Origin of the sequence: Kitasatospora sp. NPDC058170 (assembly GCF_042883905.1) — a bacterium.
Lineage (GTDB): Bacteria > Actinomycetota > Actinomycetes > Streptomycetales > Streptomycetaceae > Kitasatospora.
The window spans coordinates 150,871-174,873 of the sequence record NZ_JBHVUV010000004.1; the positions used below are offsets into that span (position 1 = coordinate 150,871).

Sequence of the window (24,003 nt, forward strand, 5' to 3'; positions counted from 1 at the left end):
GCGGTACCGGCCGGGTTCGGGGTGGCCGGTGCCGCGGGGCGGGAGGGAACGGGGAGGAACGAGCAGGGCCCGGTACTGGGGAGTACCGGGCCCTGCTCATGTCCTGCGACTCCTCCGCCGCGGTACGGCACCGCGGCCGGAAGGTCAGACCTGCGCCACGAAGACGTGCGCGGCGATCTCCTTGCCCAGCTCGGCGGCGTTCTCGCCGCTGCCCACCAGCACCCCGCCGACCCCGGCCGTGACCTTGACCGTCGAGCCCGGCCGGATGCCGGCCCGGCGCAGCGTGCGCATCAGCTCGCCGTCGGTCTGGATCGGCTCACCGATCCGGCGGACCACCACGCTGGCGCCCGCGGTACCCGGCTGCACCGCGTCCAGCGAGATGAGCGCGGCGTCGAAGCCCTCGCCCTCGGCCTTGGCGTCGCCCAGCTCGTCCAGACCCGGGATCGGGTTGCCGTACGGGGACTGGGTGGGGTGGCCGAGCATCGCGAGGACCTTGCGCTCCACGGTCTCGCTCATGACGTGCTCCCAGCGGCAGGCCTCCTCGTGCACCTGCTCCCACTCCAGGCCGATCACGTCGACCAGCAGGCACTCGGCGATGCGGTGCTTGCGCATCACCCGCACCGCGAGCCGGCGCCCCTCCTCGGTCAGCTCCAGATGGCGGTCGCCCGCGACCTGGAGCAGCCCGTCGCGCTCCATCCGGCCGACCGTCTGGCTGACCGTGGGACCGCTCTGCTCCAGGCGCTCGGCGATCCGGGCGCGCATCGGGGTGATGCCCTCCTCCTCCAGCTCCAGGATGGTGCGAAGGTACATCTCAGTGGTGTCGATCAGCCCAGACATCGCCGCTGGCTCCGTTCCTCGGTGTCCTCACCGCCAATTCTGACGTACCGCGCAGACAACCGAGTCCGCGCCGGGGCCCCTGGGCCCGGTTTTCGTTCCTGTTGACAGCGGAGCCGCCGAGGCACCACGGTGCTCGCCGTAGCTTTCTCCACTGGCGGTCTGGACCACCCGGACCGCCCCACCCGGCCGGCTCCCCCACCGGCAGAGAGCGAAGGCAACAGATGAGCGACCTGGTCGGCCGGTACTTCGACACCGCGATCGCCCACCTCCAGCGGGTCCGCACGGAGGAGGCGGAGAACATCGAGGCGGCCGCCGCACTGCTCGCGGAGGCGGTCTCCGACGGACGCCGAATCTTCACCTTCGGTTCCGGCCACTCCTCGCTGGCCGCCCAGGACGTGGTCTACCGGGCCGGCGGCCTGGTCCCGATGAACCTGCTGGACGTCCCCGGGATGGCCGGGGTGACGGTGATGCCCGCGCCGCTCGCCAGCGCGCTGGAGCGGGTCTCCGGCCTGGCCACCACCACCCTGGACCTCACCCCGGCGACCACCGGGGACCTGCTCTTCGTCATCTCGCTCTCCGGCCGCCAGGTGATGCCGGTCGAGCTGGCCCAGTACGCCCGCTCCCGCGGCCTCAAGGTGATCGGGGTGACCTCGCTCGCCTACCCGGCCGAGGTCGCCTCGGCGCACCCCTCCGGCGGCTACCTGAAGGACCACTGCGACGTGGTGCTGGACAACAAGATCGCGGTCGGCGACGGCGAGCTGACCCACCCGGCCGCCGAGACCACCTTCGGCCCGGTCTCCACCATCGTCACCAGCGCCCTGATGCAGGCCGTGGTCGCCTCGGCGGTCGGCCGGCTGGCCGATGCGGCGGCCGCCGGCACCGGCGTCACCCCGCCGCTCTTCCGCTCCGGCAACGTGCCCGGCGGCACCGAGTGGAACGCCAAGCAGATGGCCGACAACGCGGACCGGATCTTCTACACCTACTGAGACCGGCCGCGGGGCGCCCCGCGGCCGCCGCGGGGCGAGGGCCGCGATATGGGACAACCTCCGGGTCTTCCCGGCCATTGCGGCCGGGCCGGGGGCGTACCGGCGGCCGGGCCGGGGCAGGACAGCGGTGCGACCGGAGCGACGGGTGGGGGCCGAGGATGGCATCGGGTGCGGGGCCGATGGGGTGGGTGCGCGAGCGGGAGCTGCTGCCCGAGCTGTTCTGGGCCGCCGACTCGGCCTCCCAGCAGGGCCAGCGCCGGGCCGTCCTGCTCTCCGCCTGGGAGCTGGTGCTTCTGGTCGCCGCCGCCGCGACCGGCTCCGCCGACGGCGCCCCCTGGGCCTGGCCGGCCGCCGTCGCCTACCTCGGCGCGATCGCGCTGGCCGTGGTGGTCAGCCGGCAGAACCCGCAGGGCCTCTGGTACGAGGGCCGGGCGGCCGCCGAGTCGGTGAAGACCCTGGCCTGGAAGTTCGCCGTCCGCGCCGACGCCTACCAGCCGCCCCCGCGCAGCCTCCCGGACGCCGAGGGCCTGTACAGCTTCCAGCTCGGGCGGGTGATGCAGGCCTTCCAGGGCAGCCGCGCGGTCGGCACCGGCACCGGCGCCGAGATCACCGAGACGATGCGCGGCCTGCGCGCCCAGCCGCTGGCGGTCCGCCGCGAGGCGTACCTCCAGGAGCGGATCCAGGTGCAGCACGACTGGTACCGGACGAAGGCCCGGTACTGCGCGCGGGCCGGCTTCTGGACCGGGGTGCTGGGCGTGGTGCTGCCGCTGCTCGGCCTGGTGCTGGCGGTGCTGCGGGCGATGGGCGAGTTCGGCTACGACGCGCTGGGCACCGTCTCGGCGGTGGCCGCCTCGGTCACCGCCTGGTCCCAGCTGCGCCAGTACCGCCCGCTGGCCGCCGCGTACGCCCTGGCCGCCGACGAGCTGGAGCTGATCCGGACCCAGCTGGCCCGGCTGGACCTGCGGGCGGCCGACGCGGAGGAGGTCTGGGCCCGACTGGCGCGGGACGCCGAGGACGCGGTCTCCCGCGAGCACACCACCTGGCAGGCCCGCCGCGAGGTCCGCGGCCGGGAGCACTGAGGAGGCCGCGCGTGGCGTTACGGATGATCAAGGCGGCGGACGGCCGCGCCCTCGCGGTCGAGATCCTGGGCGATCCGCGCGGGCGGCCGGTCTTCCTGCTGCACGGGACCCCCGGCAGCCGGGTCGGCCCGCACCCGCGCACCACCGTGCTGTACCGGCTGGGCGTCCGGCTGATCTCCTTCGACCGGCCCGGCTACGGCGACTCCACCCGGCTGCCCGGCCGCCGGGTGAGCGCGGCGGCGGCGGACGTGCGGACCATCGCGGACGAGCTCGGGCTCACCGACTTCGCGATCCTCGGCCGCTCCGGCGGCGGTCCGCACGCGCTGGCCTGTGCCGCGCTGCTGCCCGACCGGGTCGCCCGGGTGGCCGTCCTGGTCAGCCTGGCGCCCCGGGCGGCGGCCGGCCTGGACTGGTACGCCGGGATGACCCCGTCCAACGTGCGGGCCTACCGGGAGGCCGAGCGGGGCCACGACCGGATCGCCGACGCGATGCAGTTCCGCTCCCAGCAGATCAAGGACGACCCGGTCAGCCTGCTCAAGGGCCTGCGGCCCGAACTGCCGCCCACCGACCGGGAGGTGGTCGCCGACGCCGGACTGCGCCGGATGCTGCAGAGCAACTACGTCGAGGCCTTCCGGCACAGCGCGGACGGCTGGATCGACGACGTGCTGGCGTTCACCGCCGACTGGGGCTTCAAGGTCGAGGACATCGCGGTGCCGACCTGGCTGTGGCACGGCGCGGACGACCAGTTCTCCCCGGTCGAGCACTCCCGCTGGCTGGCCGACCACGTGCCCGGCGCCACGCTCTTCCTGGAGCCCGGCGCCGCGCACTTCGGCGCCTTCCGGGTGATGACGGCGGCGCTCGGCTGGGCCGCGGGCTAGCGCCCGCGGGCCCGGAGCGTGCGCTACGGCGGGCGCTACGGCGTGCCGACCGGCGTCACCGGTGCGCCGCCGGCCAGCACCGCGAGGACGTTGTCGACGGCGAGGCCGCCCATCGCCTGGCGGGTGCGGACGGTCGCGCTGCCCAGGTGCGGGGCCAGCACGGCCCGCTCCTGGGCCAGCAGTTCGGCGGGGACGGCGGGCTCGCGCTCGAAGTTGTCGACGGCGGCGGCGAACAGCGCCCCCGACTCCAGGGCGGCGGCCAGCGCCACCTCGTCCACCACCCCGGCGGTCATGCTGACCACCACCGCGCCGGCCGGCAGCAGGGCCAGCCGGTCGGCGTCCAGCAGGTGGCGGGTGGCGGCGCTCAGCGGGCAGGTGACCACCAGGACCGTCGACTGGGCGAGCAGGTCGTCCAGCGGCAGCAGGCGGGCCCCCTCGGCCTCCCCGGGCGGCAGCTCGCGGCGGTTGTGGTAGGCGACCGGCATGTCGAAGGCCCGGGCCCGGCGGGCGACGGCCTGCCCGATCCGGCCCATGCCGAGGACGCCCAGCGGGGTGCCGGACAGCTCCATCCCGAGCAGGAAGGTCGGTGCCCAGGCCCACGGCCGGCCGGACCGCAGCCACCGCTCGCCCTCGCCGAGCCGGCGGGTGGCGGCCAGCAGCAGCGCCCAGGCCATGTCCGCGGTGGCGGCGGTGAGCACGCCGGGGGTGTTGCTGACCAGCACGCCGCGCTCGGCGCAGGCGGCCAGGTCGACGTTGTGGTGGCCGACCGCGTGGTTGGCCACGATCCGCAGGCCCGGACCGGCCGCGTCCAGGAACTCGCCGTCCACCACGTCGTCCAGGGTGGTGATGACGGCCGACCGGCCCCGGACGGCCGCCAGCAGCTCGGCGCGTGCCATCGGCAGCTCCGAGTCGTGCCGGGTGGCCGCGTGGTGCGCGGTGAGCCGTTCGACCACCCCGGGCGCGAGGCGGCGGGTGACCAGGACCGGGGGCAGGGGCTCGCTCATAGGGCCCGAAGCATACGCCGGGTACGCCCCGGGCCCGTAGGCCCCCAGGCCCCTTGCCCGCCCCGGGCCCCCAGGCCCCCGCCTCTTACACCGGCTGCGGCTCCAGGTCCCGGTTGATCCGCTTCCAGCCCCGGGCCGAGACGGTGTTGGGGTGCTCCTCGCCGAACTGGCGGATCAGCTCGGCGACCGACCGGGCCCGCAGCTCGGCGGCCTGGGTGTGCCGGCCGGCCGAGCGCAGGGTGACGGCCAGGTTGGCCTCGCAGGCCACGGCGTCCGGGTGCCGGGGCGTGTAGCGGTCGCACAGGCCCGCGTAGGCCGCGCGCTCCAGCTCCTCGGCGCGGTCGTACTCGCCGTCGTCGCCGTAGGCGTTGGCGAGGTTGATCATCGCGTTCAGGGTGAACGGGTGCTCCGGTCCGACGGTGCTCAACAGCGAGTCGACCGTCGCCCGCCCGCGCTCGATCGCCTCCCGGATGTCCCCGCTGCCGCGCAGGTAGATGCCCAGGTTGTTGGCGCAGGCCAGGGTGAACGGGTGCTCGTCGCCGAACAGCCGCCGGTGGCCCTCGTACACGGTGACGGCGAGGTCGCGGGCCGCCTCCTTGTCGCCGGAGGCGCTGTAGTCGGCGGCGAGGTTGAGCGCGCAGGCCAGCGCGTCGGGTGCGTCGGCGCCGTACCGCTCCAGGTAGCGCTCGTAGGTCTCCTTGGTGATCCGGCGGGCCTCGGCCAGCTGTCCGGCCTTGCGCAGCGAGACGGCCAGCGACTTGGCGTTGCGCAGGTTCTCCGGCAGGTCCGGCTCCAGCACGTCGCCGAAGTCGGCGGTGACCTCCTGGAGCAGGTCCGCCGAGCCCTTGTAGTCGCCCAGTTCGCGCAGGTCACGGGCGAGGTTGGACTTGGTGGACAGGGTGTACGGGTGGCGCGGGCCGAGGACGGCGGTGCGCCGGTCCAGGGTCTCGCGGTCCAGGTCGCGGGCGGCCTCGCTGTCGCCGACCAGCCGGAAGTCGATCGCCAGGTTGTTCGCCATGGAGAGCGTGCGCGGGTGGTCCTCGCCGAACAGCTCGCGGAACTGGTCGAGGATCTCGCGGTCCAGTTCGAGCGCCTCCTGGAACCGGCCGAGGGCCCGGCGGTCGGCGCCCAGCGAACCGGCCGTCATCAGGGTGTACGGGTGGTGCTCGCCGAGCAGCACCCGCTGGCGGGCCAGGGTGGACTCGTCCAGCGCCAGCGCCTCGGCGTAGTTGCCCTGCGAGCGCAGCACGTTGGCGAGCTGGAAGCGCAGCAGCAGGGTCTGCCGGTCGTCGATGCCGAGCTTGCGGCTCCACTCGGTGTCCAGCGCGTGGCCGAGATCGCGGGCGCGCTCCAGCTCGCCGCGCTTCCACAGGTAGCGGACCCGGTCGATGAGCAGCTGCCGGGTGTCGGCCTCGTCGCAGTTGTGCGCCTTGGAGGGCGAGAGGTGCGGCCAGATCTCGTCGAAGGCGGGCCAGTTGGCCGGGTCGTCGGTGTCGCCGAGGACGGGCCGGGCGCCGGTCAGGATGCGGTGCACCTCGTGGACGGCGACCTCCTGCTCGTCCTCGGTCATCTCGGAGCGGATCACCGCCTGGACCAGCCGGTGCACCTGGAAGCTGTTGCTGCCGGCGTCGACCTTGGCGAGCGCGTACCGGCCGATCGCCTGGATCACCTTGCCCAGCATGAACTTGTCGTTGAGGTCCTCGTCGTACTTCACCAGCGCGCGGATCATCTGGTCGCTGTAGAAGAGGTTCATCGAGATCGGCTCCGGCGCGAAGAACGCGCAGAGCTGCAGCAGCCGGACGGCCGCCGGGGACTGCGTGCGCAGCCGGGCGATGGAGACGTTCCAGGTGGCGCCCACCGGCGTCGGGTAGTCGGCCGGGCGGGCGACGGCCAGCGCGCGGGCGGCCTCGGCCTGCAGCTGGGAGACGTAGGTGTCGACGGGCGTGCCGGTGGTGTCCAGCCAGGCCGCGGCGACCTCGACGGCCAGCGGCAGGTCGCCGACCGCCTCGGCGACCCGGTCGGCGTCGGGGCGGGAGAGGCCGCGGGCGCGCCGGCACAGGTGCTCGACGCTCTCGCCGCGGGTGAAGACGTCGACCTCCAGCGCCTCCGCGTGCCCGGACCAGGCCTGGTTGCGGGAGGTGACCAGGATGTGGCCCGAGCCGCCGGGGAAGAACCGGCGGATCTCGGCGGGCTCGTCGGCGTTGTCGAAGATCAGCAGCCAGCGCGCGGTCGGCACCCCGCGCCGCAGCGCCTCCCGGGCGGCCTCGGCGGCCTCGGTGACCGAGTCGCCGACCCGCAGGCCGAGCCGGCGGGCCAGTTCGGCCAGCGAGGGGGCGACCAGCTCGGTCTGCTCGGCGTCGATCCACCAGACCAGGTCGTAGTCGGACATGAAGCGGTGCGCGTACTCCAGCGCCACCTGGGTCTTGCCGACGCCGCCGAGCCCGTACAGGGTCTGCGGGGTGGGCAGCACGGCGGCCATCCCGCCGCGCAGCTGGTTGCGCAGCTGCTCCAGGACGGCGGCGCGGCCGGTGAAGGAGGGGTTGCGCGGCGGCACGTCCCAGACCTGGGGCTTGCTGCCGGGGAAGCGCGGGCCGGTGCCGGTGGTCTCGGCGAGCGGGACGTCCGCGCGGCCGAGCGCCCGCAGCAGGGTCTGCACGGACTGCGTCTCGTCCCGGCCGACCAGGTCGACCGGGTTGCGGTTGCTGAACGGCGCGGTGAGCCGGACGTCGCCGACCCGGACGGGCACCAGCTGGCGGCGGGTGCCGGACGGGTCGGAGCTGACCACGGACTCCCAGAGCGCGCGGGCCTGCGGCGAGCGCTGGTAGGCGGGCGAGAGCACGGCGACCGTCCGGTAGGCGGCGTCGATCCCCCGCTCGGTCTCCTGGCGGGGGTCCGAGCCGGCGCTCAGGTCCCGGGGCAGGACGCGGAATCCGGCCCGGGTGAGGACGGATTCGATCCAGTCCGCCCACATCCGGTCCTCGGGCACGTAGGAGAGGTAGAGGTCGGCCGGGACGGACGGGCGGCGGCGGGTGAAGGCGTCCACGTAGCGCAGCCGCACCTCCTCGTCGACCGTCGGGAGCGAGGCGGCCCGGCCCTCGGTGATCATGCCGGTCAGCCGCTCGCAGGCGGCCAGCATCGAGGTCGGGGCGCCGCTCTGGTCGCCGAAGGTGGCCAGGATCTCCTCGTAGGCGTAGAACGGCCGGTACGGGATCTCCACCGAGCCCCAGTAGTGGGCGAGTTCCTCGCCGTTGAGGCCGGCCGGCAGCCCGTCGAAGCGGATCCTGGCGAGCGCCCGGCCGGCGTCCGCCTTCTCCTTCTCGCCCTCGTCGATGCGCATCGGGACGGGCAGGATGCGGATGCCGCGCTCGCGGTAGCGGTCGTGGATGTGCTGGGCGATCCGGGAGGCGCCGTCGATGGACTGGTCGCTCAGCGTGAAGCAGACCACCAGGTCGTCGGGCATCTGCACGGTGCAGATCTCGGCGATGTCGGAGAGGCCGGTCCGGGAGTCGATCAGGACGTAGTCGTAGCGCTTGCTCATGTCGGCGCGCAGGGCGTCGAAGAACTGCCCGCCGTCGAACCGGTCGTAGAAGATGTCCCAGTCGAGGTGGGTGACGGCCTCGGAGTAGTCCCGGTTGAACTGGCCGGCGGAGAGGAAGTCCAGGCTGCCGCCGGCCGGGAAGAGCGGCCAGGCCAGCGAGAGCGCGTGCGGGTGCACCCGGGCGAAGTCGAGGTGCCAGCCCTCGGCGTGCTCGACCGGCCGCAGCGCCTCCTCCCGGTACTCGGCGATCAGGTCCATCATCCCGGTGGTCCCGGCCAGTACGGCCGGGTCGAGGAACGGGTGGAAGAACTTGGCCAGGCCGGGCGCCTCCAGGTCCCAGTCCACGGTGAGCACCCGGAAGCCGTTGGCGGCCAGGATCCAGGCGGTGTTGGCGAGCGCCATGGTGCGCCCGGTGCCGCCCTTGTACGAGTAGAAGGTGATGATCCGGCCGTTCCGGTCCTGCTCCGCCTCCCGCTGGGCGACGAGCTCGGCGGCGCTCAGGCCGCCGACCCGGAGGTTCCTGGTCCGGTTCTCGCTCATGTGATTCCTCCCCCGGGCGGCCCGTCGTCCGGGTGGTCGCCTCCGTGGCGTTCTGGGTGGTCGTCGTCGCCGAACGGCGCGGGCCCGTCGTGCCCGCGCCGGAAGGCGTCCCGCAGGTTGGGCCGGGACGGCGCCGGCTCCTCCGGCTCGGTCCTGGTCCGGCCCTCGAAGGCGTACTTGGCCTTCATCGCGGCCCGGGGAAGAGCGTCGTCGAACTCCTCCAGGCTGCTCAGCCCGGGTGCCCCGCCCATGACGCCGAGGAAGCTCGGCCGGCCCGCCCGGCGGGTGATGCGCAGCGCCTGGTCGCTCAGACCGCCCAGCTCGCCGTGCCGCTCCTCGCACTCCGGGTCGTCCATGTTCCACGGTTCCAGGACGCTCACCCAGGTCGCGTCCGACCGGTCGAAGCGCCGGACCAGTTCGCGGCGCTGCTCGTCCCGCAGCGCCCAGCGGTCCAGCAGGAGCAGCCCCGGCGCGGCGGCCTCGCCGCCGATGATCGCGTCCGCCTCCTCCTCGAACTCGTGCACGGTCGGCTGGAACCCCAACTGCCGTGCCAGCCGGACGGCGTGCTGGGCGATCGGGGAGCCGGCCGGCCGGTACGGGTGCCAGTCGGTGCGCTTGGCGCCGTAGTAGTCCGGGTTGCGGTCCGGCGGCACCTCGCCCTGGTGGTAGGAGAGCACGGAGATCCGCAGCTGCTTGGTCGGCGCCGTCACGTTGAACGCGCTCGGCAGCCCGTTGAACTCCAGCCGCCGCCCGACCGGGATCACCGTCTCCTCCGCCACCTGCACGATCCGCGCCGCCAGCCGGTGCACCGCCAGCTCGTACGCGGACCGGAAGTAGGTGAGCTTCATCAGCGCGTAGAGGCCCTCGGTGGCGTAGTCCGGGCCGAAACTGGCATGGTTGAACTGGAGTTCGCTCGCCACCTCGGGCAGCCGGTAGCGGCTCATCGGGGCCCAGAGCACCGGGACGATGCCGCTGGTCCGCTCGGAGTCGATGTTCGCCGGGTAGACCGGCCGCCGGGTGAAGGAGTGCCACTCCTGGCCGCACGGAACGCTGTTGAAGTAGCGCGGCGAGTACAGCGGCACGAAGACCCGGCAGGTGGCCAGCTCCTCGGAGAGCCGGTCGGCCCACAACTCGCCCTGGTGCATGGACTCGTCCATGAACCCGACCTGTACCCCGGCGGGCACGGTGGTCAGCTGGAGCACCGCCTCGCAGAGGTCCCGGTACAGCTGCCGCACCCAGTGGTTCGGATCGCCGGCCCCCCGCGCACCGGCCTTCGGAGTGTGGGCGTAACTGAGGAAGAAGTACGGCCGGGCTGCGTCCTCGTCCCAGCCATGGTCGTTCACACGCGCCTCCCCCTGGCCCGCCGGCAACCTGATTCCCGCAGTCCCCGCACGCGGGGCTTCAGTGTAGGAACGACTGAGGGGCTAATGGAATAGCACATCACCCCGAGGGAGTTGACATGGCCGTAACGATCGGGGGCGCACGGCCTGCACCGGTAGCCGCCCCGGCGCACGCGAAAGCGGGCCCCACTCCTCCCAGCAGGGCCCGCAACTCACCCTCCTCCGGCGTCCTCCACGGGGTCGGCCCGATCTCCCGCCGACTTCGTCAGCGCCCGACCGAGCCCACCGACGACGGCCGCCACGATGATGAGGACCAGCAGGCCCGTCACGCGGCACCGCCGGACGCGAGGGGCTTCCCGCACCGCCACCCGAGCCGCCAGGCGAGGCCGTGCATCAGCTCCTCACCCTGCGCGCGGGTGAGCCGGAACAACAGCTCCCCGTCCGGTTCGGCGTTGACGCGCTCGTCGACCGCGAGCCGCACCTGCACCGGCAGGTCGGTAGACGGTTCGACGCCCAGGTAGGGGACGGTCGTGGTGCTGCTCACTGCCGACCACGCTCCCGCTTGAACTCGCGCAGGAGGGCGAGGAGGTTGATCACGGTGCTGGTCGGCCCGTTGCCGAAGGTGACCAGCACCCGGCCGTCGACGACGCTGTGGGTGGTGGCGGAGGGCAGCAGGACGCCGAACTCGCGACCCTCGGAGCGCAGTTCCTCGATCATTTCGGCCACCTGGCGCTCGGTGAGCAGGCGGATCCCGGGGTCGGCCGGCTCGACCGGCTGGAGGGCGCTCACGCGGCGCAGTCCAGCTCGAACCAGATGTCCTTGCCGCGCTTGCGGGGTTCGGCGCCCCAGCGGTGGGTGAGGCCCTCGACCAGCTGGAGGCCGCGTCCGGACTCGGCGAGGTCGGTGGGCGGCCGCCGCTCGGGGAGCTCGGAGCTCTCGTCGGAGACGGAGACCCGGAGCGTGCCGCCGAGGATGACGACGAGGACGACCGGGGAGGGGGTCCGGCCGTGCCGCCAGGCGTTGACGATCAGCTCGGCGAGGGCGAGTTCGGCGCCGAAGATGGCGTCCTGGTTCCACCCGGCGCGCACCATGGCGCCGCTCAGGGTCTGCCGAGCGAGGGCGAGGGAAGGGGTGTTGAAGTTACACACGGGGAATCTCCCTGCGGTGTAGAGGGGGCACACCTGGAGGGTCTGTCGCCGTGAGCAAGCCCGCGACGGGGTTGGAGGCGCCGCCTACGAGTGCTCTTCGGTGCCCGGGCAGCCGGTACCAACTGCCTTGATTCTGGACGTTACTGACAATCCGTCCGGTGGGCGATGCAAGAAGACTGTAAGGGATTTAGGTCCAACTTTGCAATACGCTCCGCAGCAACGCCTACACTGTCCGTAGGCGCCCGCTTGCGCACGCCCACCAAAGTGGCGTCTGGACAGGCTCACGCGCCAAACTGCCCGGAGCCAGGAAGGGACGCGCGTGGGACTCAGGAGTGGAATCACCGAACGACAGCGCCGCTTCGGCGAGGAGCTGCGCCGCCTACGCGAAGCCGCAGACCTCTCCGGCCCGGAGATCGGCGAATTGCTCGGTATGAAGGGACCTGCCGTCAGCCACACCGAGGCTGGCAGACTCACCCTCAACGTCGAGCGACTGCATGTCTGGCTCGACACATGCCAGGTCACCGACCCCGACTACCGGGCCGGACTCATCGCCATGTGCCAGAGCAACAGCAAGGGATGGTGGAGCGACTTCAGGCCACATGTGCACTCCACCGCGCTCGATCTCGCCGAACTTGAGGCCAGCGCAACCGGCCTCGACAGCTACCAGACGCTGCTGATCCCCGGGCTTCTCCAGACAAAGGCGTACAGCGAGACCATCCTCGAATACGCCGAGAAGAAGGTCGAGTTCCGCCGCAAGCGCCAACACGTACTGAACGTGGAGAACGCGCCCCCGTTCCGGGCGGTGATCCACGAAGCGGCGCTGCACATGATGTACGGCGGCCCGACCGTCATGCGGGACCAGCTGAATCATCTGGTCGAGGTGGCGCGGCTGCCACATGTGACGATCCAGATCCTCCCGTTCGACTGCACCGCCTACTCGTCCACCGACGCACCGTTCGTGTTGGCGCATGGGCGGCATCATCGGCTGGACACCGTCCTGCTCGAACATCCGCACAATTCGTCGTTCCTTGGGGATCCCGAAGGGGTAGCCTCGTTCCGGCGGAAGTTCGACCAGCTCAGAAGCTTGGCACTTCCCCCGCTGGACTCGGCCGCCGCCTCACCGTCCCCGACCTCTCGGGACTCATGTGGCCTGCTCCAGCACATCCGCTACAAGGTTCAGGGAAGGTAGCCGTGAATCAGCTCAACTGGCAGAAATCCAGCTTCAGCGGCGACAGGGCCGACTGCGTCGAGATCGCCACGGACGGTGACCTCGTCCACATCCGCGAGTCGGACGATCCTTCGAACGTTGTAACGACCACCAAGACGAAGCTCGACGCCTGGATCCGCGGCGCGAAGGCCGGCGAGTTCGACCACTTCGCCCTCTGAACCCCAACGCGGCCCGTGTCCCAGCACTCTGGGACACGGGCCGCTGCACAGGCGTCGCAACTACGACGGCGGCATGAGGCACGGGGTGTTGACGCCGAGGGCCATGCGATCGTTGCCCGCCGTGCTGGAGACGTCGACGTGGTAGTTGCTGACCGGATGCCGCGCGAAGACCAGTGACTCCGGCGAATGGTCGGGCATCTCCCGGTAGTCGGTGATCTTGAGGCCCTCGCCCGTGAGCAGGTCCCTGACCTTGCGAACGACCTCATTGTGTTGGGCGTTGGGAACGTTGCTGTGCACCGCGTACCTGAAGGTGAACCGGCCATCCGACGCCACTTCGCCGTTTCTGCCCACGCAGGAGGTGAAGAGTGACTGGACTGGTTCGTCATTGATCTGGATGTCTGCGACCTGGGCCAGATGCGCGACGAACTGCCGGGCCCAGTCCTCGGCCTCGTCGCGTGACTTGACCGGCAGCGGGTCATCCTTCCCCGGAGTGGGCGACGCGCCAGGGGCGGGACCGGAGGACATGCAGGCTCCAAGGGTTGTGACCATGAGCACGGCGCTCAGAAGGCGGCCTGCTCGAACGACGGTGCGGTGCGGGGTTGCCATGACGGTGGGTCCTTCGGCTGTGTCGGGACCTCAATGGGGGATCGAACCCCAGAGCAGGTCCTCCTTCGGGGCGGTAGTCGGCTTCTGCCCAACCATGACCTTCGCTTGATTGGCCAGACTGTCGCTGCCCTCGTCCCAGTACCCTCCGTGCCCTGAGGTGTCGATGTGGATGTTGGTCCCGCCGAATCCCGCGATGTGCGGGCCAGGGCCCAGGCTCCAGCCGCCGACCAGCCTGGTCGCATCGTCGGTGGCCTCGCCGATCCACAGGTGCTCGGGGTCCGTGTTCAGCTGGTCGGCCGAGCTGACGCCCATTCCGGGGCTTCCCAGGGTGACAATGTCGTCGGCGCGCAAGCCGCTCCCGTCACTGTCTACGACGCCTACCGCATAACTGCCATAGCTGTGGGCGATATAGGTGACGTGGCTCTTCGGCCCGCCGTGCGCTTCCGCGAGGCCGTTGGAGAATCGCCGCATGTCCTCGGCTCCGTCGATCCCTCGCATGGGGTTGGCGGCTTCCGGAAGGCTCTCGGGGGTGTCATAGCCGAGGTAGGAGATCACAGCGACTCTCTCGCCGGGCCCGGCGTAGCTCTCAGCCTGATCCTGAAGCTGCTGGATGCGCGTGATCTGCCCCGGGACGCCCGTGAGATCCGTGTTCGTACCGGGGACGAATACGGTGGTGTGCGCGGCCTTGTCCGGATTTCCCGTTGCGACGATCGCGCGCCCGTCCCCGTTGTACGCCTCGGGATCGAGGCCGAGAAGGAACATCTGGTGCGCTTCGTCCTTCTCGGCGTCCTTCTCGCCAAGCTTCCTCTTGGTCTCCGCCAGCGCTGCCACACGCTTCCCGTACGCCTCCTGGTCGAGGCCGAAGTCTGCCGGGTGGCCCGCTTCGAGCGCATCGAGCTTCTGATCGAGGACGAGCCGGTTGGCCTTGTCCCGCACCGTGGCCGGCAGGCCGTCCATCCTCCCCAACTCGGCCGGACGTAAGGCCAGATACGTGCCCTGCTGCTCCGGGGTCAGGCCTTTCCACCACTCGGCCGACCTCTTCGGGTCCTTGCCGTCCGGCATGTACTCGCCTGCGAGGCCCAGGTCCTTCATCACATCCGCGGCATCGAGCCTGGTCTCCGCGATCGCGCCGTAGCCCCGCCTGTCGCCCAGGATGTCGGCACCCAGCCTGCCGAGGGCGGTCCTGCCCTGGTCGCTGGCGTCCTGTGCGGCCTTCACGGCCGCGTTGATCCGGTCCTGGTAGGCGCCCTTCGCCGAGGCGAGCGCGCGACGGGCCTCATCCGTTCGGGAGTCCTGGTCGTGGCGCTCGTCCCAGGTCTGAGCCGGCAGATCGACGACTCCGTCGAGTGAGACGGTCAGCCCGGCGTCCTGGGCACGATGAACCGCGTTCGTAAGGTTGGTCTGCGCCTGGTACATCCGGTCCGCAACAGTGTTCAGCGTCAAGGCCACAGCCTCGGCTTCCACCCGGACGATATCCACCTGCTGCTCGGTACGGGCCATGTACTCGAAGGCCGCACCTGCGTCGGCGCCGTGCCAGCCCTGGTGCAACGGCCCACTGACCTGCGCACGGTGACGGGAGTCCACGGTGCTCGCCGCTTGGGCCAGCGCCTTCCAGCTCTTCGCGGCGTCGCGCAGGCCCTGCGGGTCGAACTTCAGCAGGAGCTCGTAGGTGCTGCTCACTCCACGCCCCCCTTCCACGCCCCGGCGATGGCCTGCTCATTTCGGTCGTGCGCATCCGCGTTCGCCACCAACTTGGTGGCGGTGGAGGCCAACCGCTGCCGGACCTGGTCGAGCGGAGCCGCCCAGCCCGTCCCCAGCTGATCGAGTGCACCGGCCACCGACCAACCGGCCAACTGACCCGAGGCTGTCTTCGCCGCAGTCAGTGCGGCGGTGATCGGCGTGGCGAACTCCTCGCCCAACGCTTGCGACACCCCTGCGGAGTCGCGTAACTCCCTACCGACCTTGATGTCTGGCATCGCGATCTCCCCCCAGAGATGACAATGTACGTGTGCACGAATCGCACGGACCAAGGCTTGGCGCTACGTCCACGACATCGCGCTACGCATCCGACCGAGCACTCAGATGCTATGTGTCGACTCGGCGCTCGTGTTCGATTTCGCCAACTCGCCTGTTCAAATGGCGTGGCGCGAGGGGCGGAAGAGTCGCGGTGGCCAGGCCCACCGCGGCCCTCGGTGGACCAGGTGGCAGCGAGCCGGCGCCGATCTTCAACTCGTGGACAGCCCGGGGAGATTCAGCCGCGCAGACCCGAGCAGCGGCACTCGCGCAGGGGATGGGGGAGAGACCGGCCGCCCCGGCGCACGCGAAAGCGGGCCCCGCTCCGGTCGGCGGGGCCCGCAACTCGCGCCATGGGCTAGCGGCGGATCCCGGAGATCTCGAAGGTCTGCACCGACCGTGCCGGGAACTGCGACCAGAACCGGGTTCCGCTGATCCTCGTGTCCAGGCGGTGCTCGTAGCGCCTGCCCCCGTCGAACTCGGTGCACCACCGGTCGACCATGGTCCCCTCCGCCGGGATCACGCCGAAGAGGGAGAGGTGGATGTCGATCCACTGCGCGTCGCCGCGGTTCACCGCGACCACGACCAGCTTCCCCGCGGCGTCGTCGTAGGCCGCCACCACGTCCGGATGCCCGGTCTCGATGATCAGCATGCCGGGCCTGATGTGCCGGGTGTACTGGGCCAGGACGAAGAACTTGGTGTTGACCCTGGAGACCCCCGAGCCGTCGAGCTCGATCGCCCCGTAGCCGGGGGAGTCCGCGATCTGCCAGTAGACGAAGGCGGTCGGGTGGAGCTCGTGCAGCTCGCGGTTGATGCTCTCGGCGGTGGTGAACCCGTTGGCGATCCAGTCCGTGTACTCCGACTGCCAGATGCGCTTCCCGGCCGCCGCGGCGGCCGCGTACAGCTGGTCGCGCGGCTGGCTACGGGCGTAGCCGTGCACGTTGACCTTGCCGATCCGCTGCCGGGTGGCGTCGTCGAAGGCGTTCCAGGTGTACAGCGCCGTGTCGTAGTCGTACTCGTCCAGCCCGGCCACCTGCATCCAGCCGAGGCCGAGGACGTCCAGCTGCGACCGGGTGTGCGCGATGAGCTCGGCCTGCTGGGCCGGGGAGAAGTAGCAGCCCTCCTGGCTGTGCCCCCACGAGCCGCCCCACGCCGCCCCGGGCTCGTTGACGGGCTGGACGGAGGAGAAGTCGATCCCCCAGTGGTCGTGCGCGTAGCGCGCCACCGTGGCGAGGTACGCGGCGTGCCGCCCGAAGTCCCGCTCGTTGAGGTTGCAGCTCCCGTCGTCCGCGCCGAACGGGTCGTTGTTCTTCAGCATCCACCACATCGGCGAGTTGGAGAACAGTTCGAAGACGTCCGCCCCGCGGTCCCGGGCCAGCCACATCATGTCGCGCTGTCGGGCGTCGGCGTTCCAGTTCCAGCTCGCCGAGCCCGGATCGTCGTCGTACCAGTCGAGTTGGTAGCCCTCGATGTGCTTGTAGTCGTCGATCACGGGCGCCGGCTGCATGGTCCGGCCGTCGATGCTGTTGACCCCCGAGGCACCCGCGTTGTACCGCACGATGTTCAGGCCGAGGCCCGGCACGGTCTGCCCGAGGAGCTCCGTCCGACCGCGTCCGAACAGGGCGTCGGCGACGGCCTGGTCGGGCCCCACGTGCTTGGCCCACCAGCCGAGCGAGGTGCCCCAGCCCTCCCAGGGTCCCCAGTCGGTCGCCGGGTTCAGCACCGTGGCGAAGTCCGCGTGGGCCGTCCCCGCCCCCAGCGCGACGCCCGCCGCACCCGCCGGTAGCGCCGCGAGTGCGCGCAGCATGCCTCGACGACTGATCATCGAACCCTCCCCGGGACACCGTTGTCCCCTCCCCAGGGGCAACGGAGTCGATCTTGCACCAACGGCACGGGAGTCTCAATGGTCTCCGGGCGAACCGTCGGTGGCGGCCCGGCGAACCGGGCTCACCATCGGGTCGAACGGGTGCGAACCGTGTGCGCCGGAACACGGCACCGCGCCACGACGGCCCGCCGGACGGGCGCGCTGCGGCGGACGGTGCGTCAGTCCTGCGTACCGCGCCGGCGGTGCAGGATGCCGGTGGCCACGTCGACCGCCTCCCGGACCGACAGGAGGCGGCAGCGGGCACCGCCGATGCGGCGCTCGGTGACGCCCACGGCCTCCCGCAGGACCTCGCTGCCCAGCTCGGCGAAGTGGAGGTCGTCCAGGTCGGGGGCCTTGAAGGAGATCCAGCCCTGGGGGCCCGCGCAGCGGTACTCGCGAAGAGGGACGTCGGGCATCCGCTGGTCGGCCAGGTGGAAGGCGGTGAAGCGGGACATCGGGACGCCGATCATCACCACCCGCGCGTCCAGGTCGTAGAGGCGGCCGAGGGGGGAGTCGGGGCCCAGGTGGGAGGTGAGGTCGTGGGTGCGGGTGATCTCCCGGGCGAGCCTGCCGAGGGCCGCGAACGAGGTCTGCGGGTGGGAGCTGCGCCGGGCGCCCCGGTGGGTGCGGATCTGTTCGGAGAGGGCGCCCATGGTCGGCGAGCAGGGCGTGGTGGCCGGGTCGAAGGGGGGCATCCCCGAGCGGTAGGCGTCCACCTGGGAGGGCGAGAGGCCGGCCGTCGCGGCCGCGTGGATCCGGGAGGTGGCGGAGTTCTCGGGGGTCGCGGTGTAGGCGACCAGGGTGCCGCGGGCGGGGGCGTCGAGGGCGTGCAGCAGGGCGTCCACCACGGTCGCGGCGCCGCCGGGGACCGGACCCAGGGCCCGCAGGGAGGCCTGGACGTGGACGACCATGCCCGGGCGCACGCCGAGTTCGGTGAAGTGCTCGGCCAGTTCGGTCTTTCCGAGGACTCGCGGTTCGGTGAGGATGTCGGTTCCCCAGGGTGAGGGCCCCGGGCGCGGGAGCCCGGGGCGGATGGGCGTTCAGCGGCGGTACGGCGTTGCTGCGGTACGGCGTTGCTGCGGTGCTGTGGCGCTGCGGTACGACGGTGCTGTGCTGCTGCGTTGCTGTGGCGCTGTGCTGCTGCGGTGCGTTCAGCCGTGGACCACGGCCGTCGCCCGGGCCGCCCGCTCGGCGGCCGCGGGCAGCGGCACCTCCAGCCAGGGGCCGATGGTCCCGCGCATGCCGTCGGCGAAGCGCAAGCCGAGCGCCGTCAGCGAGCCCGACCCGGCGAGCCGTTCGACCGCCTCGGCGGTGTAGCGGCGCCACAGGGCGAACTGCAGGCGCGCGTGGTCGGCGGCCGCGCCGGGCAGGCCGTCGTAGGCGAGGGTCCGGGTGCCCCAGAACTCGGTGACGGCCAGGTGCGCGTAGGTGCCCTGGAGCAGCCCTTCGAGCGGGCGCGGGTCCGGGCGCCAGGGGGCGGGGTAGAGCCGGGTGTCGGCCGGGTCGTGGAGGTCCAGCAGGTCCAGGACGGCGCCCAGCTTCACGTGCTGGAACTCGTGGGCCAGCAGCAGCCCCAGGATCGGCGAGGTGGCGGGCCTGGCGATGCCGACGGCCCCGAACGCCTGCCGGGCCGCCGCGCTGAGGTCCCGCCCGGCCGGGCCGGGCCGCAGCGGGGTCACCGTGGTCAGGCCGGCCCGGATGCCCTCGGCGTAGCCCGGCAGGTCGTGGCCGAGCAGTTCCCAGGCCTCGCGCAGCGCCCCGGTCCAGTTGAGCCGCTCGGCCTCGGACAGGCGCTCCTCGACCGGGTGGTCGTGGCTGTCGCGCTGCGGGTCGGTGTCCTCCAGAGCGATCGTCCAGCCGTCGGCCAGTCTGATCCGGTGGACGGGCTGCCAGCGCGGGTCGGCCGGGGTGATCTCCTCGCCGGAGGCCGTGCGGACCGTGAAGCCGCCTGCCGCCCCCGTGACGACCGCCTCCCCGTCCGGCAGCCCGGCCAGCCGCCCCAGGGTCGGCAGCGCCAGCACGCCGCCCCGGACGGGCACGGCCAGTGCGTCGCCCTGCCCGGCCCGGACCGCCGCCGCGGCGGCCAGCCCGGCCAGCGGCCCGAGGCCCGCGCCGAGGTCCCCCGCGAGCCGCCGGGCCGCCCAGGCCCGCGCGTACGGGTGGGCCAGGACGGCGTCCAGGGCCGCGGGAGCGGTGCGGTCGAGGGTGGACAGCTGGTCCCAGGCGGCCGAGTGGCGCAGACCCGAGGCGCCCCAGGCGGCGGCCAGCATGGCCCTGGTCACGGCGAGTTGGGAGCGGGCCAGCGCCCGGACGGTGTCCGGGCCGCCGTGGCCGCGGGCCAGCTCGTCGAGCTGCTGCTCGGTGAGCGCCGCCGGCACCACCGGTTCGGTTCCCTGCGCGGGCACGGCGGGCAGCGGGTTTCCCCGGCCGGCGATGCCGTTGATGAGCGTCATGAGGTCCCCGCAGTAGACGGAGGGATGGTCGAAGCCGCCGCCCTCATCGTCGTCCCGGTAGCGGTGGGCGTACAGACCGCCTCCGCAGGACCGCACGACGGGGCAGGTGCGGCAGGTCTCGCTCAGGCCGTCGAGCCCCGCCTGCCGGACGGCGATGCCGGGGTGCCGGGCGACCTGGTCGAGGCTGTGGGTGAAGACGTCGAAGCCGGTCGCGGGCGCGCCGTCGTAGGCGGTCTTGAGGCTGTCCGCCTGCTCGAAGGTGCCGTCCGTCTCCAGCACCACCAGGTCGGACGGCTCCAGGCCGAGCGACTCGGTGAGGCTGGACAGGCCGCGGAGCGTGCGGTGCACCGACTCGAACGTGCGGACGGCGAACGGACGGCCGTCGGCCTCCCACCGGTCGTAGACGGCCAGCAGCCAGTCCGCGTAGGGTGCCCGACCCGCCGTGGAGGGACGTTTCGGCGGTTCCTCCCAGGTGGCGTGCGGCAGCAGGAAGTCGACGGCCGGGGGCTGGAGTTCGGCCAGGGCGCGGTAGACCGCCACCGGGTCGTTCTCGACGTCGATGGTGCACAGCAGGCCGGCGAACAGGTGTCGGAACGCGGGTCGGCGCAGCAGCTCCACGGCCCGCAGCACCTGCGGGTGGCTGCTGCGGCCGTCGGCGTAGCGGCGGTGGCGGTCGTTGGCCGCGCGGTCGCCGTCCAGCGAGACGCCGACCTTCACCCCGAGTTCGTCGAAGAGTTCGCAGAACGCGCGGTCCAGCAGCACTCCGTTGGTGTGGATCCGCAGGTCGAGGGCGCAGTCGGGCGCGAGCGCGGCGCGGAACGCCTCGGCCGCGCGGCGCAACCGGTCCGGGCCGGCGAGCAGGGGCTCTCCCCCGTGCAGGACGACCCGGACGGCGGACAGCCGGTGCGTGGCCGCGTGCTCGCCGATGCGTTCGGCGGCCTTGGCCAGGACCTGGTCACCGATGACCTTGGGGCGCCCGCGCCAACTGGTGTCCGCGTGCTCGTAGACATAGCAGTGGTCGCAGGCGAGGTCGCAACGGCTGTGCATCTTGACCACGAATTGCGTCAATGGCAGCGGAATTCGCGTCATCACAGGATCTGATTCAGTTGGATTCGCTCCGGGGAAACCCGGCCCGGTAAATGGACGGGTCGATCAGATCGAGGAATTGAATGCCGCGACCGGCACCCGGCCGGAATCCGCGCCGGGGAGGGCGCGGTGCAGCCGGGCGGCGAGCTCCTGCGCGCCCAGCGCGGCCAGATCGGCGAGCGAGGGGCGGTCCAGCGAGATCTGAGGGTCCGTCAGTTCGCTGCCTGGCCTGGTGCTGGTTACCGGTGTCATATTCGTTCCTTCTGGCGCGGTTAGGCCCTGCCAAGGATGGGTAGCCTCGGGCGCCCCAATCTATCGCCAGCAAGGCCCGCGCGATGTCCATGCGCGGCACCTTCGCCCGGCAAGTTGGCATCCGCCCAGGAACTGGGCGCCTCGTCGCCCAAAATTCACTCGTTCAGCGGTCGCGCACTCGCCGTTTCACGCGCCGAGCGGCCCACCGGGCCCAGGATCGGACCCGGCGGACCTCTTGCTCAGTGCTGGCCGATGTACCCCCAGGCCGCGGTGGCGAGCTGGCTGCCCAGCGCGCCGGCGGCCCCGGCACAGGCCGCGATGACCATCGCGTCGCGGACCCGGCGCAGCAGCGCCGGTCGGCGCGGGTTGCCCGAAGGCTCCGGGGTCGGCTGGTCGTCGGCGCTTGTACCCTGTTCCATAGAGTGCCTTCCTGCAGAGATCGGTGCTCAGGGGGCCCTGTGACTGCCAGGCTGCAACCTGACCAGTCGTCAACAGGGCTCCCGCCCCTTTTCCCGAATGGAAAAGGACTGTCCTTTTTGCGGGTTCGCGGCGCCGCGTTCCTTCCCCAATTGTATTGCCACACAAGGGCCGCCGCCGCGGAGTCGGCCGCCGGCAGCCCCTTTTCACCCGAATTCGCGTACCGTCCGGGCGATCTCCTCGGTGAACTCCAGACCGCTCGGCGTGAGCTCACCGCACGCCGCCAAGGTACCCACCGCAGCACCCGTGTGCGCCCGCCATCGAACGTGCTCCCGCTCCGCCCGGGCCCCGCCCGGCGCCCCGGCGGCCAGCTCGCCCCGCCAGAAGTCGGCGACGCCCAGGTGCGCGTAGGTGCCCTGGAGCAGGGCGCCGACCGGGCGCAGGTCGGGGCGCCAGGGGGCGTGGTACACCGCGGCGCCGTTGGGGTGGTGCAGCGGCACGAGGTCCAGCAGGGCGCCCAGTTGGACGTGCAGGAACTCGTGCACCAGGGCCAGTGCCAGCAGCACCGGCTCGGCCGGGAGCGAGGTCGCGACCGCGCCGTACGCCCGGCGGGCCGCGGCGCTGACCGCCGATCCGTCCGGGGCCGGGTGCAGCGGCACGAGAGTGCTGACGCAGGCCGCCACCGCCTCCGCGTGCGGGCGGTGGCGGCGCACCAGGATCCGCCACGCCTGCGCCAACATCGCGTGCCACTGGGCCAGTTCGACCTCGCTCAGCGGTCCGGCGACCGGTCGGCCGTAGCCCGCCCGGCGCGGGCCGACGTGGTCGATCACCGGGGTCCAGTGCAGTCCGTCGCACTCCAGCGGCACGGGCTCCCCCGCCGGCCCGCCCCGGACGAACTCCCCCAGCACCGCGAGCGGCGCGGCCCGCCCGGCCGCCAGCGCGCGCAGGCAGTCGGCCGCCCAGGCGTCCAACTCCGGTCTCAGCAACACCTGTTCCCAGCCCGCCCGGTCGGTCGACCGCAGGGCACCGAGCTCGGCGTACGCCTCGGCGAAGGCCTTCTCACCGGCCGGCAGCGCCCGCCGCAGCGCCAGCAGCAGCAGCGCCCGTTTGCTCACCTGCCCGGCACGCAGCAGCCGTACGGCCCGCGGACCGCCGCGCGCCGCCGCGATCGCCCGGAAGACCTCCCGGTCCAGTCCGTGCCGCTGCAGCCCGTCCGCGGCTCTGGAGCCCGGCACCCCGGCCGCCACCGCCGCGCCCGCACCCGTGTCCACACCCATCGCCCACGCTCCTCAACCGGTCCCGAATCAGACCGAATCGGCCCGAATCAACCTGGATCAACCTGGATCAGTGGGGGTCGACCCGCCGCCTCCACCGCCGAGGCGGCGCCCAGCTCCGCGACGTCCGCCCGCAGCCGGGCCGCGATGTGGCGGATCAGCCGGTCCAGGTCCGCGCAGTACACCGACGGCTGGTCGAAGCGCCCGTCCCCGTACCGGTGGGCGTAGAGGCCGCCGCCGCACACGGCGGCCAGCGGGCAGGCCGCGCAGACCGGCCCGAGGCCCTCCAGGCCGCGCTGGCGGGCCTGGAAGGCAGGGTGGGCGGCGGCCTCCGCGAAGCCGTGCCGCCAGACGTCCAGGCCCGTCCCCGGCGCCCCGTCGTAGGCGGCCTTGAGGCTGTCGGCCTGCTCGATGACGCCGTCCGTCTCCACCACCACCAGGTCGACCGGTGCCAGCCCGACGGACTCGCTGGCGGCCCGGCCGCCGAGCAGCAGCACGGCCAGCTCCTCGAAGAGCCGGATGCCCGTCTCCCGGCGCGGGGCGCCGTACCAGCGGTCGAAGGCGGCGATCAGCCACTCCCCGTACGGGGCCGCCTCGGTGCCCGCCGGGGGCGCCGGCGGCGGTGAGCGCCGCACACCCGGCGGCTGGGCCTCCCACGTCCCGTGCGGCAGCAGCAGGTCGATCCGGGGCGGTGCGAACTCCAGCAGCGCCTCGTAGGTGGCGACCGGGTCCGCGGCGAGGTCCACCACGCACAGCAGCCCGGCGAACAGCTCCCGGTGCCCGGCCGAGCCCAGCAGCCGGACCGCCTCGGCCGTCCGCGCCCAGCTGCCGGCGCCGGACGGGAAGCGCCGGTGCCGGTCGTGGTCGGCGGCGGTGCCGTCCAGCGACACCCCCACCGCGACCCGGTACCGGTGCAGGACCTCCAGCAGCGCGGGCTCCTCCAGCAGCCGCAGCCCGTTGGTCTGCAGGCTGAACCGCACCCGGACCCCGGCGCCGTGGGCCAACTCGCCGAGCAGCGCGTCCAGATGGGCGGCGCCGACCAGCAGCGGCTCGCCGCCGTGCAGGATCACCCCGACCTCGTCGAGCCCGCACCGCTGCGCGTGCTCGGCGATCCGCCGGGCGGCCCGCCGGGCGGTGGCCAGCTCCATCCGCCGCGGCCGCCCGCGCCAACTCTGGTCCGCCGCCTCGTACATGTAGCAGTAGTCGCAGGCCAGGTTGCACCGACTGTGGATCTTCAGCAGATACTGCCGGAACGGCACCATGCCGGCGAGCCTAGCGCCCCCCTGACGGGCCGCCGGGGAG

Annotated in this window: 22 protein-coding genes; 5 read left to right on the plus strand and 17 right to left on the minus strand. The window is 72.5% G+C overall.

Going from position 1 to position 24,003, the window contains the following annotated elements:
* Positions 1-144 precede the first annotated feature (144 nt).
* A complete protein-coding gene (locus ACFVVX_RS06780; protein ID WP_387942170.1) occupies positions 145-837 on the minus strand; it encodes a metal-dependent transcriptional regulator in 693 nt (230 codons plus the stop codon).
* Positions 838-1,058: 221 nt separating this feature from the next.
* Between ACFVVX_RS06780 and ACFVVX_RS06785 the strand changes: the two genes are divergently transcribed.
* The 3 genes from ACFVVX_RS06785 (at position 1,059) to ACFVVX_RS06795 (ending at position 3,780) form a co-directional block, all read left to right on the plus strand.
* A complete protein-coding gene (locus ACFVVX_RS06785) occupies positions 1,059-1,823 on the plus strand; it encodes a sugar isomerase domain-containing protein (protein WP_387942172.1) in 765 nt (254 codons plus the stop codon).
* A 158-nt stretch (positions 1,824-1,981) separates the two neighbouring features.
* Entirely contained in the window at positions 1,982-2,902 is a 921-nt protein-coding gene (locus ACFVVX_RS06790; RefSeq protein WP_387942174.1) for a DUF4231 domain-containing protein, read from the plus strand.
* Positions 2,903-2,925: 23 nt separating this feature from the next.
* On the plus strand, positions 2,926-3,780 hold the full coding sequence (locus tag ACFVVX_RS06795) for an alpha/beta fold hydrolase (protein WP_387942529.1): 855 nt from the start codon (positions 2,926-2,928) through the stop codon (positions 3,778-3,780).
* Positions 3,781-3,815: 35 nt separating this feature from the next.
* Here the strand turns inward: ACFVVX_RS06795 and ACFVVX_RS06800 are convergent, their stop codons facing one another.
* The 6 genes from ACFVVX_RS06800 to ACFVVX_RS06825 all read right to left on the minus strand — a co-directional run bounded on the left by ACFVVX_RS06800 (position 3,816) and on the right by ACFVVX_RS06825 (position 11,350).
* Positions 3,816-4,784: a 2-hydroxyacid dehydrogenase gene (locus ACFVVX_RS06800; RefSeq protein WP_387942176.1), complete on the minus strand. Its 969-nt coding sequence runs from the start codon at positions 4,782-4,784 to the stop codon at positions 3,816-3,818.
* 85 nt (positions 4,785-4,869) lie between these two features.
* Positions 4,870-8,862: an FxSxx-COOH system tetratricopeptide repeat protein gene (gene fxsT / locus ACFVVX_RS06805; protein WP_387942178.1), complete on the minus strand. Its 3,993-nt coding sequence runs from the start codon at positions 8,860-8,862 to the stop codon at positions 4,870-4,872.
* Positions 8,859-10,205, minus strand: coding sequence for a TIR-like protein FxsC (locus ACFVVX_RS06810; protein ID WP_387942180.1), 1,347 nt, complete (start codon positions 10,203-10,205; stop codon positions 8,859-8,861). Before ACFVVX_RS06810 ends, fxsT begins: the two co-directional genes overlap by 4 nt.
* Before the next feature lie 322 nt (positions 10,206-10,527).
* Entirely contained in the window at positions 10,528-10,746 is a 219-nt protein-coding gene (locus ACFVVX_RS06815) for a hypothetical protein (protein ID WP_387942182.1), read from the minus strand.
* Positions 10,743-10,991, minus strand: coding sequence for a hypothetical protein (locus ACFVVX_RS06820; protein ID WP_387942184.1), 249 nt, complete (start codon positions 10,989-10,991; stop codon positions 10,743-10,745). The genes ACFVVX_RS06815 and ACFVVX_RS06820 overlap by 4 nt, the downstream gene beginning before the upstream one ends.
* Entirely contained in the window at positions 10,988-11,350 is a 363-nt protein-coding gene (locus ACFVVX_RS06825) for an ATP-binding protein (protein WP_387942186.1), read from the minus strand. Before ACFVVX_RS06825 ends, ACFVVX_RS06820 begins: the two co-directional genes overlap by 4 nt.
* 319 nt (positions 11,351-11,669) lie before the next feature.
* Here ACFVVX_RS06825 and ACFVVX_RS06830 point away from each other — a divergent pair, with 319 nt between their 5' ends.
* Entirely contained in the window at positions 11,670-12,539 is an 870-nt protein-coding gene (locus ACFVVX_RS06830; protein WP_387942188.1) for a helix-turn-helix domain-containing protein, read from the plus strand.
* A gap of 2 nt (positions 12,540-12,541) precedes the next feature.
* A complete protein-coding gene (locus tag ACFVVX_RS06835) occupies positions 12,542-12,736 on the plus strand; it encodes a DUF397 domain-containing protein (protein ID WP_387942190.1) in 195 nt (64 codons plus the stop codon).
* Positions 12,737-12,796: 60 nt separating this feature from the next.
* On the opposite strand, the gene ACFVVX_RS06840 is transcribed toward ACFVVX_RS06835, so the two are convergent.
* The 10 genes from ACFVVX_RS06840 to ACFVVX_RS06885 all read right to left on the minus strand — a co-directional run bounded on the left by ACFVVX_RS06840 (position 12,797) and on the right by ACFVVX_RS06885 (position 23,963).
* Entirely contained in the window at positions 12,797-13,342 is a 546-nt protein-coding gene (locus ACFVVX_RS06840) for a hypothetical protein (protein WP_387942192.1), read from the minus strand.
* Positions 13,343-13,372: 30 nt separating this feature from the next.
* Positions 13,373-15,022, minus strand: coding sequence for an alpha/beta hydrolase (locus ACFVVX_RS06845; protein WP_387942194.1), 1,650 nt, complete (start codon positions 15,020-15,022; stop codon positions 13,373-13,375).
* On the minus strand, positions 15,019-15,318 hold the full coding sequence (locus tag ACFVVX_RS06850; RefSeq protein WP_387942196.1) for a hypothetical protein: 300 nt from the start codon (positions 15,316-15,318) through the stop codon (positions 15,019-15,021). The genes ACFVVX_RS06845 and ACFVVX_RS06850 overlap by 4 nt, the downstream gene beginning before the upstream one ends.
* 395 nt (positions 15,319-15,713) lie before the next feature.
* Positions 15,714-17,180, minus strand: coding sequence for a glycoside hydrolase (locus ACFVVX_RS06855; protein ID WP_387942198.1), 1,467 nt, complete (start codon positions 17,178-17,180; stop codon positions 15,714-15,716).
* A gap of 218 nt (positions 17,181-17,398) precedes the next feature.
* Positions 17,399-18,142 (minus strand): aminoglycoside N(3)-acetyltransferase, encoded by a 744-nt coding sequence (locus ACFVVX_RS06860; protein WP_387942200.1) that lies wholly within the window; start codon positions 18,140-18,142, stop codon positions 17,399-17,401.
* Between the two features lie 228 nt (positions 18,143-18,370).
* A complete protein-coding gene (locus ACFVVX_RS06865; RefSeq protein ID WP_387942202.1) occupies positions 18,371-20,719 on the minus strand; it encodes an FxsB family cyclophane-forming radical SAM/SPASM peptide maturase in 2,349 nt (782 codons plus the stop codon).
* A gap of 105 nt (positions 20,720-20,824) precedes the next feature.
* Positions 20,825-21,010, minus strand: coding sequence for an FxSxx-COOH cyclophane-containing RiPP peptide (fxsA, locus tag ACFVVX_RS06870; protein ID WP_387942204.1), 186 nt, complete (start codon positions 21,008-21,010; stop codon positions 20,825-20,827).
* 239 nt (positions 21,011-21,249) lie between these two features.
* Complete coding sequence (locus ACFVVX_RS06875; RefSeq protein WP_387942206.1) at positions 21,250-21,429, minus strand: hypothetical protein; 180 nt, start codon at positions 21,427-21,429, stop codon at positions 21,250-21,252.
* 204 nt (positions 21,430-21,633) lie between these two features.
* Positions 21,634-22,704 carry an aKG-HExxH-type peptide beta-hydroxylase gene (locus ACFVVX_RS06880; RefSeq protein ID WP_387942208.1) on the minus strand — a complete coding sequence of 357 codons (1,071 nt, stop codon included), beginning with the start codon at positions 22,702-22,704 and terminating at the stop codon, positions 21,634-21,636.
* 47 nt (positions 22,705-22,751) lie between these two features.
* A complete protein-coding gene (locus tag ACFVVX_RS06885) occupies positions 22,752-23,963 on the minus strand; it encodes an FxsB family cyclophane-forming radical SAM/SPASM peptide maturase (protein WP_387942210.1) in 1,212 nt (403 codons plus the stop codon).
* Positions 23,964-24,003 lie beyond the last annotated feature (40 nt).

Coding starts and splice junctions, on each gene's coding strand:
- ACFVVX_RS06780 (WP_387942170.1), bottom strand. CDS start 837: ATGTCTGGGCTGATCGACACCACTGAGATGTACCTTCGCACCATCCTG.
- ACFVVX_RS06785 (WP_387942172.1), top strand. CDS start 1,059: ATGAGCGACCTGGTCGGCCGGTACTTCGACACCGCGATCGCCCACCTC.
- ACFVVX_RS06790 (WP_387942174.1), top strand. CDS start 1,982: ATGGCATCGGGTGCGGGGCCGATGGGGTGGGTGCGCGAGCGGGAGCTG.
- ACFVVX_RS06795 (WP_387942529.1), top strand. CDS start 2,926: ATGATCAAGGCGGCGGACGGCCGCGCCCTCGCGGTCGAGATCCTGGGC.
- ACFVVX_RS06800 (WP_387942176.1), bottom strand. CDS start 4,784: ATGAGCGAGCCCCTGCCCCCGGTCCTGGTCACCCGCCGCCTCGCGCCC.
- fxsT (WP_387942178.1), bottom strand. CDS start 8,862: ATGAGCGAGAACCGGACCAGGAACCTCCGGGTCGGCGGCCTGAGCGCC.
- ACFVVX_RS06840 (WP_387942192.1), bottom strand. CDS start 13,342: ATGGCAACCCCGCACCGCACCGTCGTTCGAGCAGGCCGCCTTCTGAGC.
- ACFVVX_RS06850 (WP_387942196.1), bottom strand. CDS start 15,318: ATGCCAGACATCAAGGTCGGTAGGGAGTTACGCGACTCCGCAGGGGTG.
- ACFVVX_RS06855 (WP_387942198.1), bottom strand. CDS start 17,180: ATGATCAGTCGTCGAGGCATGCTGCGCGCACTCGCGGCGCTACCGGCG.
- ACFVVX_RS06865 (WP_387942202.1), bottom strand. CDS start 20,719: ATGCACAGCCGTTGCGACCTCGCCTGCGACCACTGCTATGTCTACGAG.
- fxsA (WP_387942204.1), bottom strand. CDS start 21,010: ATGACACCGGTAACCAGCACCAGGCCAGGCAGCGAACTGACGGACCCT.
- ACFVVX_RS06875 (WP_387942206.1), bottom strand. CDS start 21,429: ATGGAACAGGGTACAAGCGCCGACGACCAGCCGACCCCGGAGCCTTCG.
- ACFVVX_RS06880 (WP_387942208.1), bottom strand. CDS start 22,704: ATGGGTGTGGACACGGGTGCGGGCGCGGCGGTGGCGGCCGGGGTGCCG.
- ACFVVX_RS06885 (WP_387942210.1), bottom strand. CDS start 23,963: ATGGTGCCGTTCCGGCAGTATCTGCTGAAGATCCACAGTCGGTGCAAC.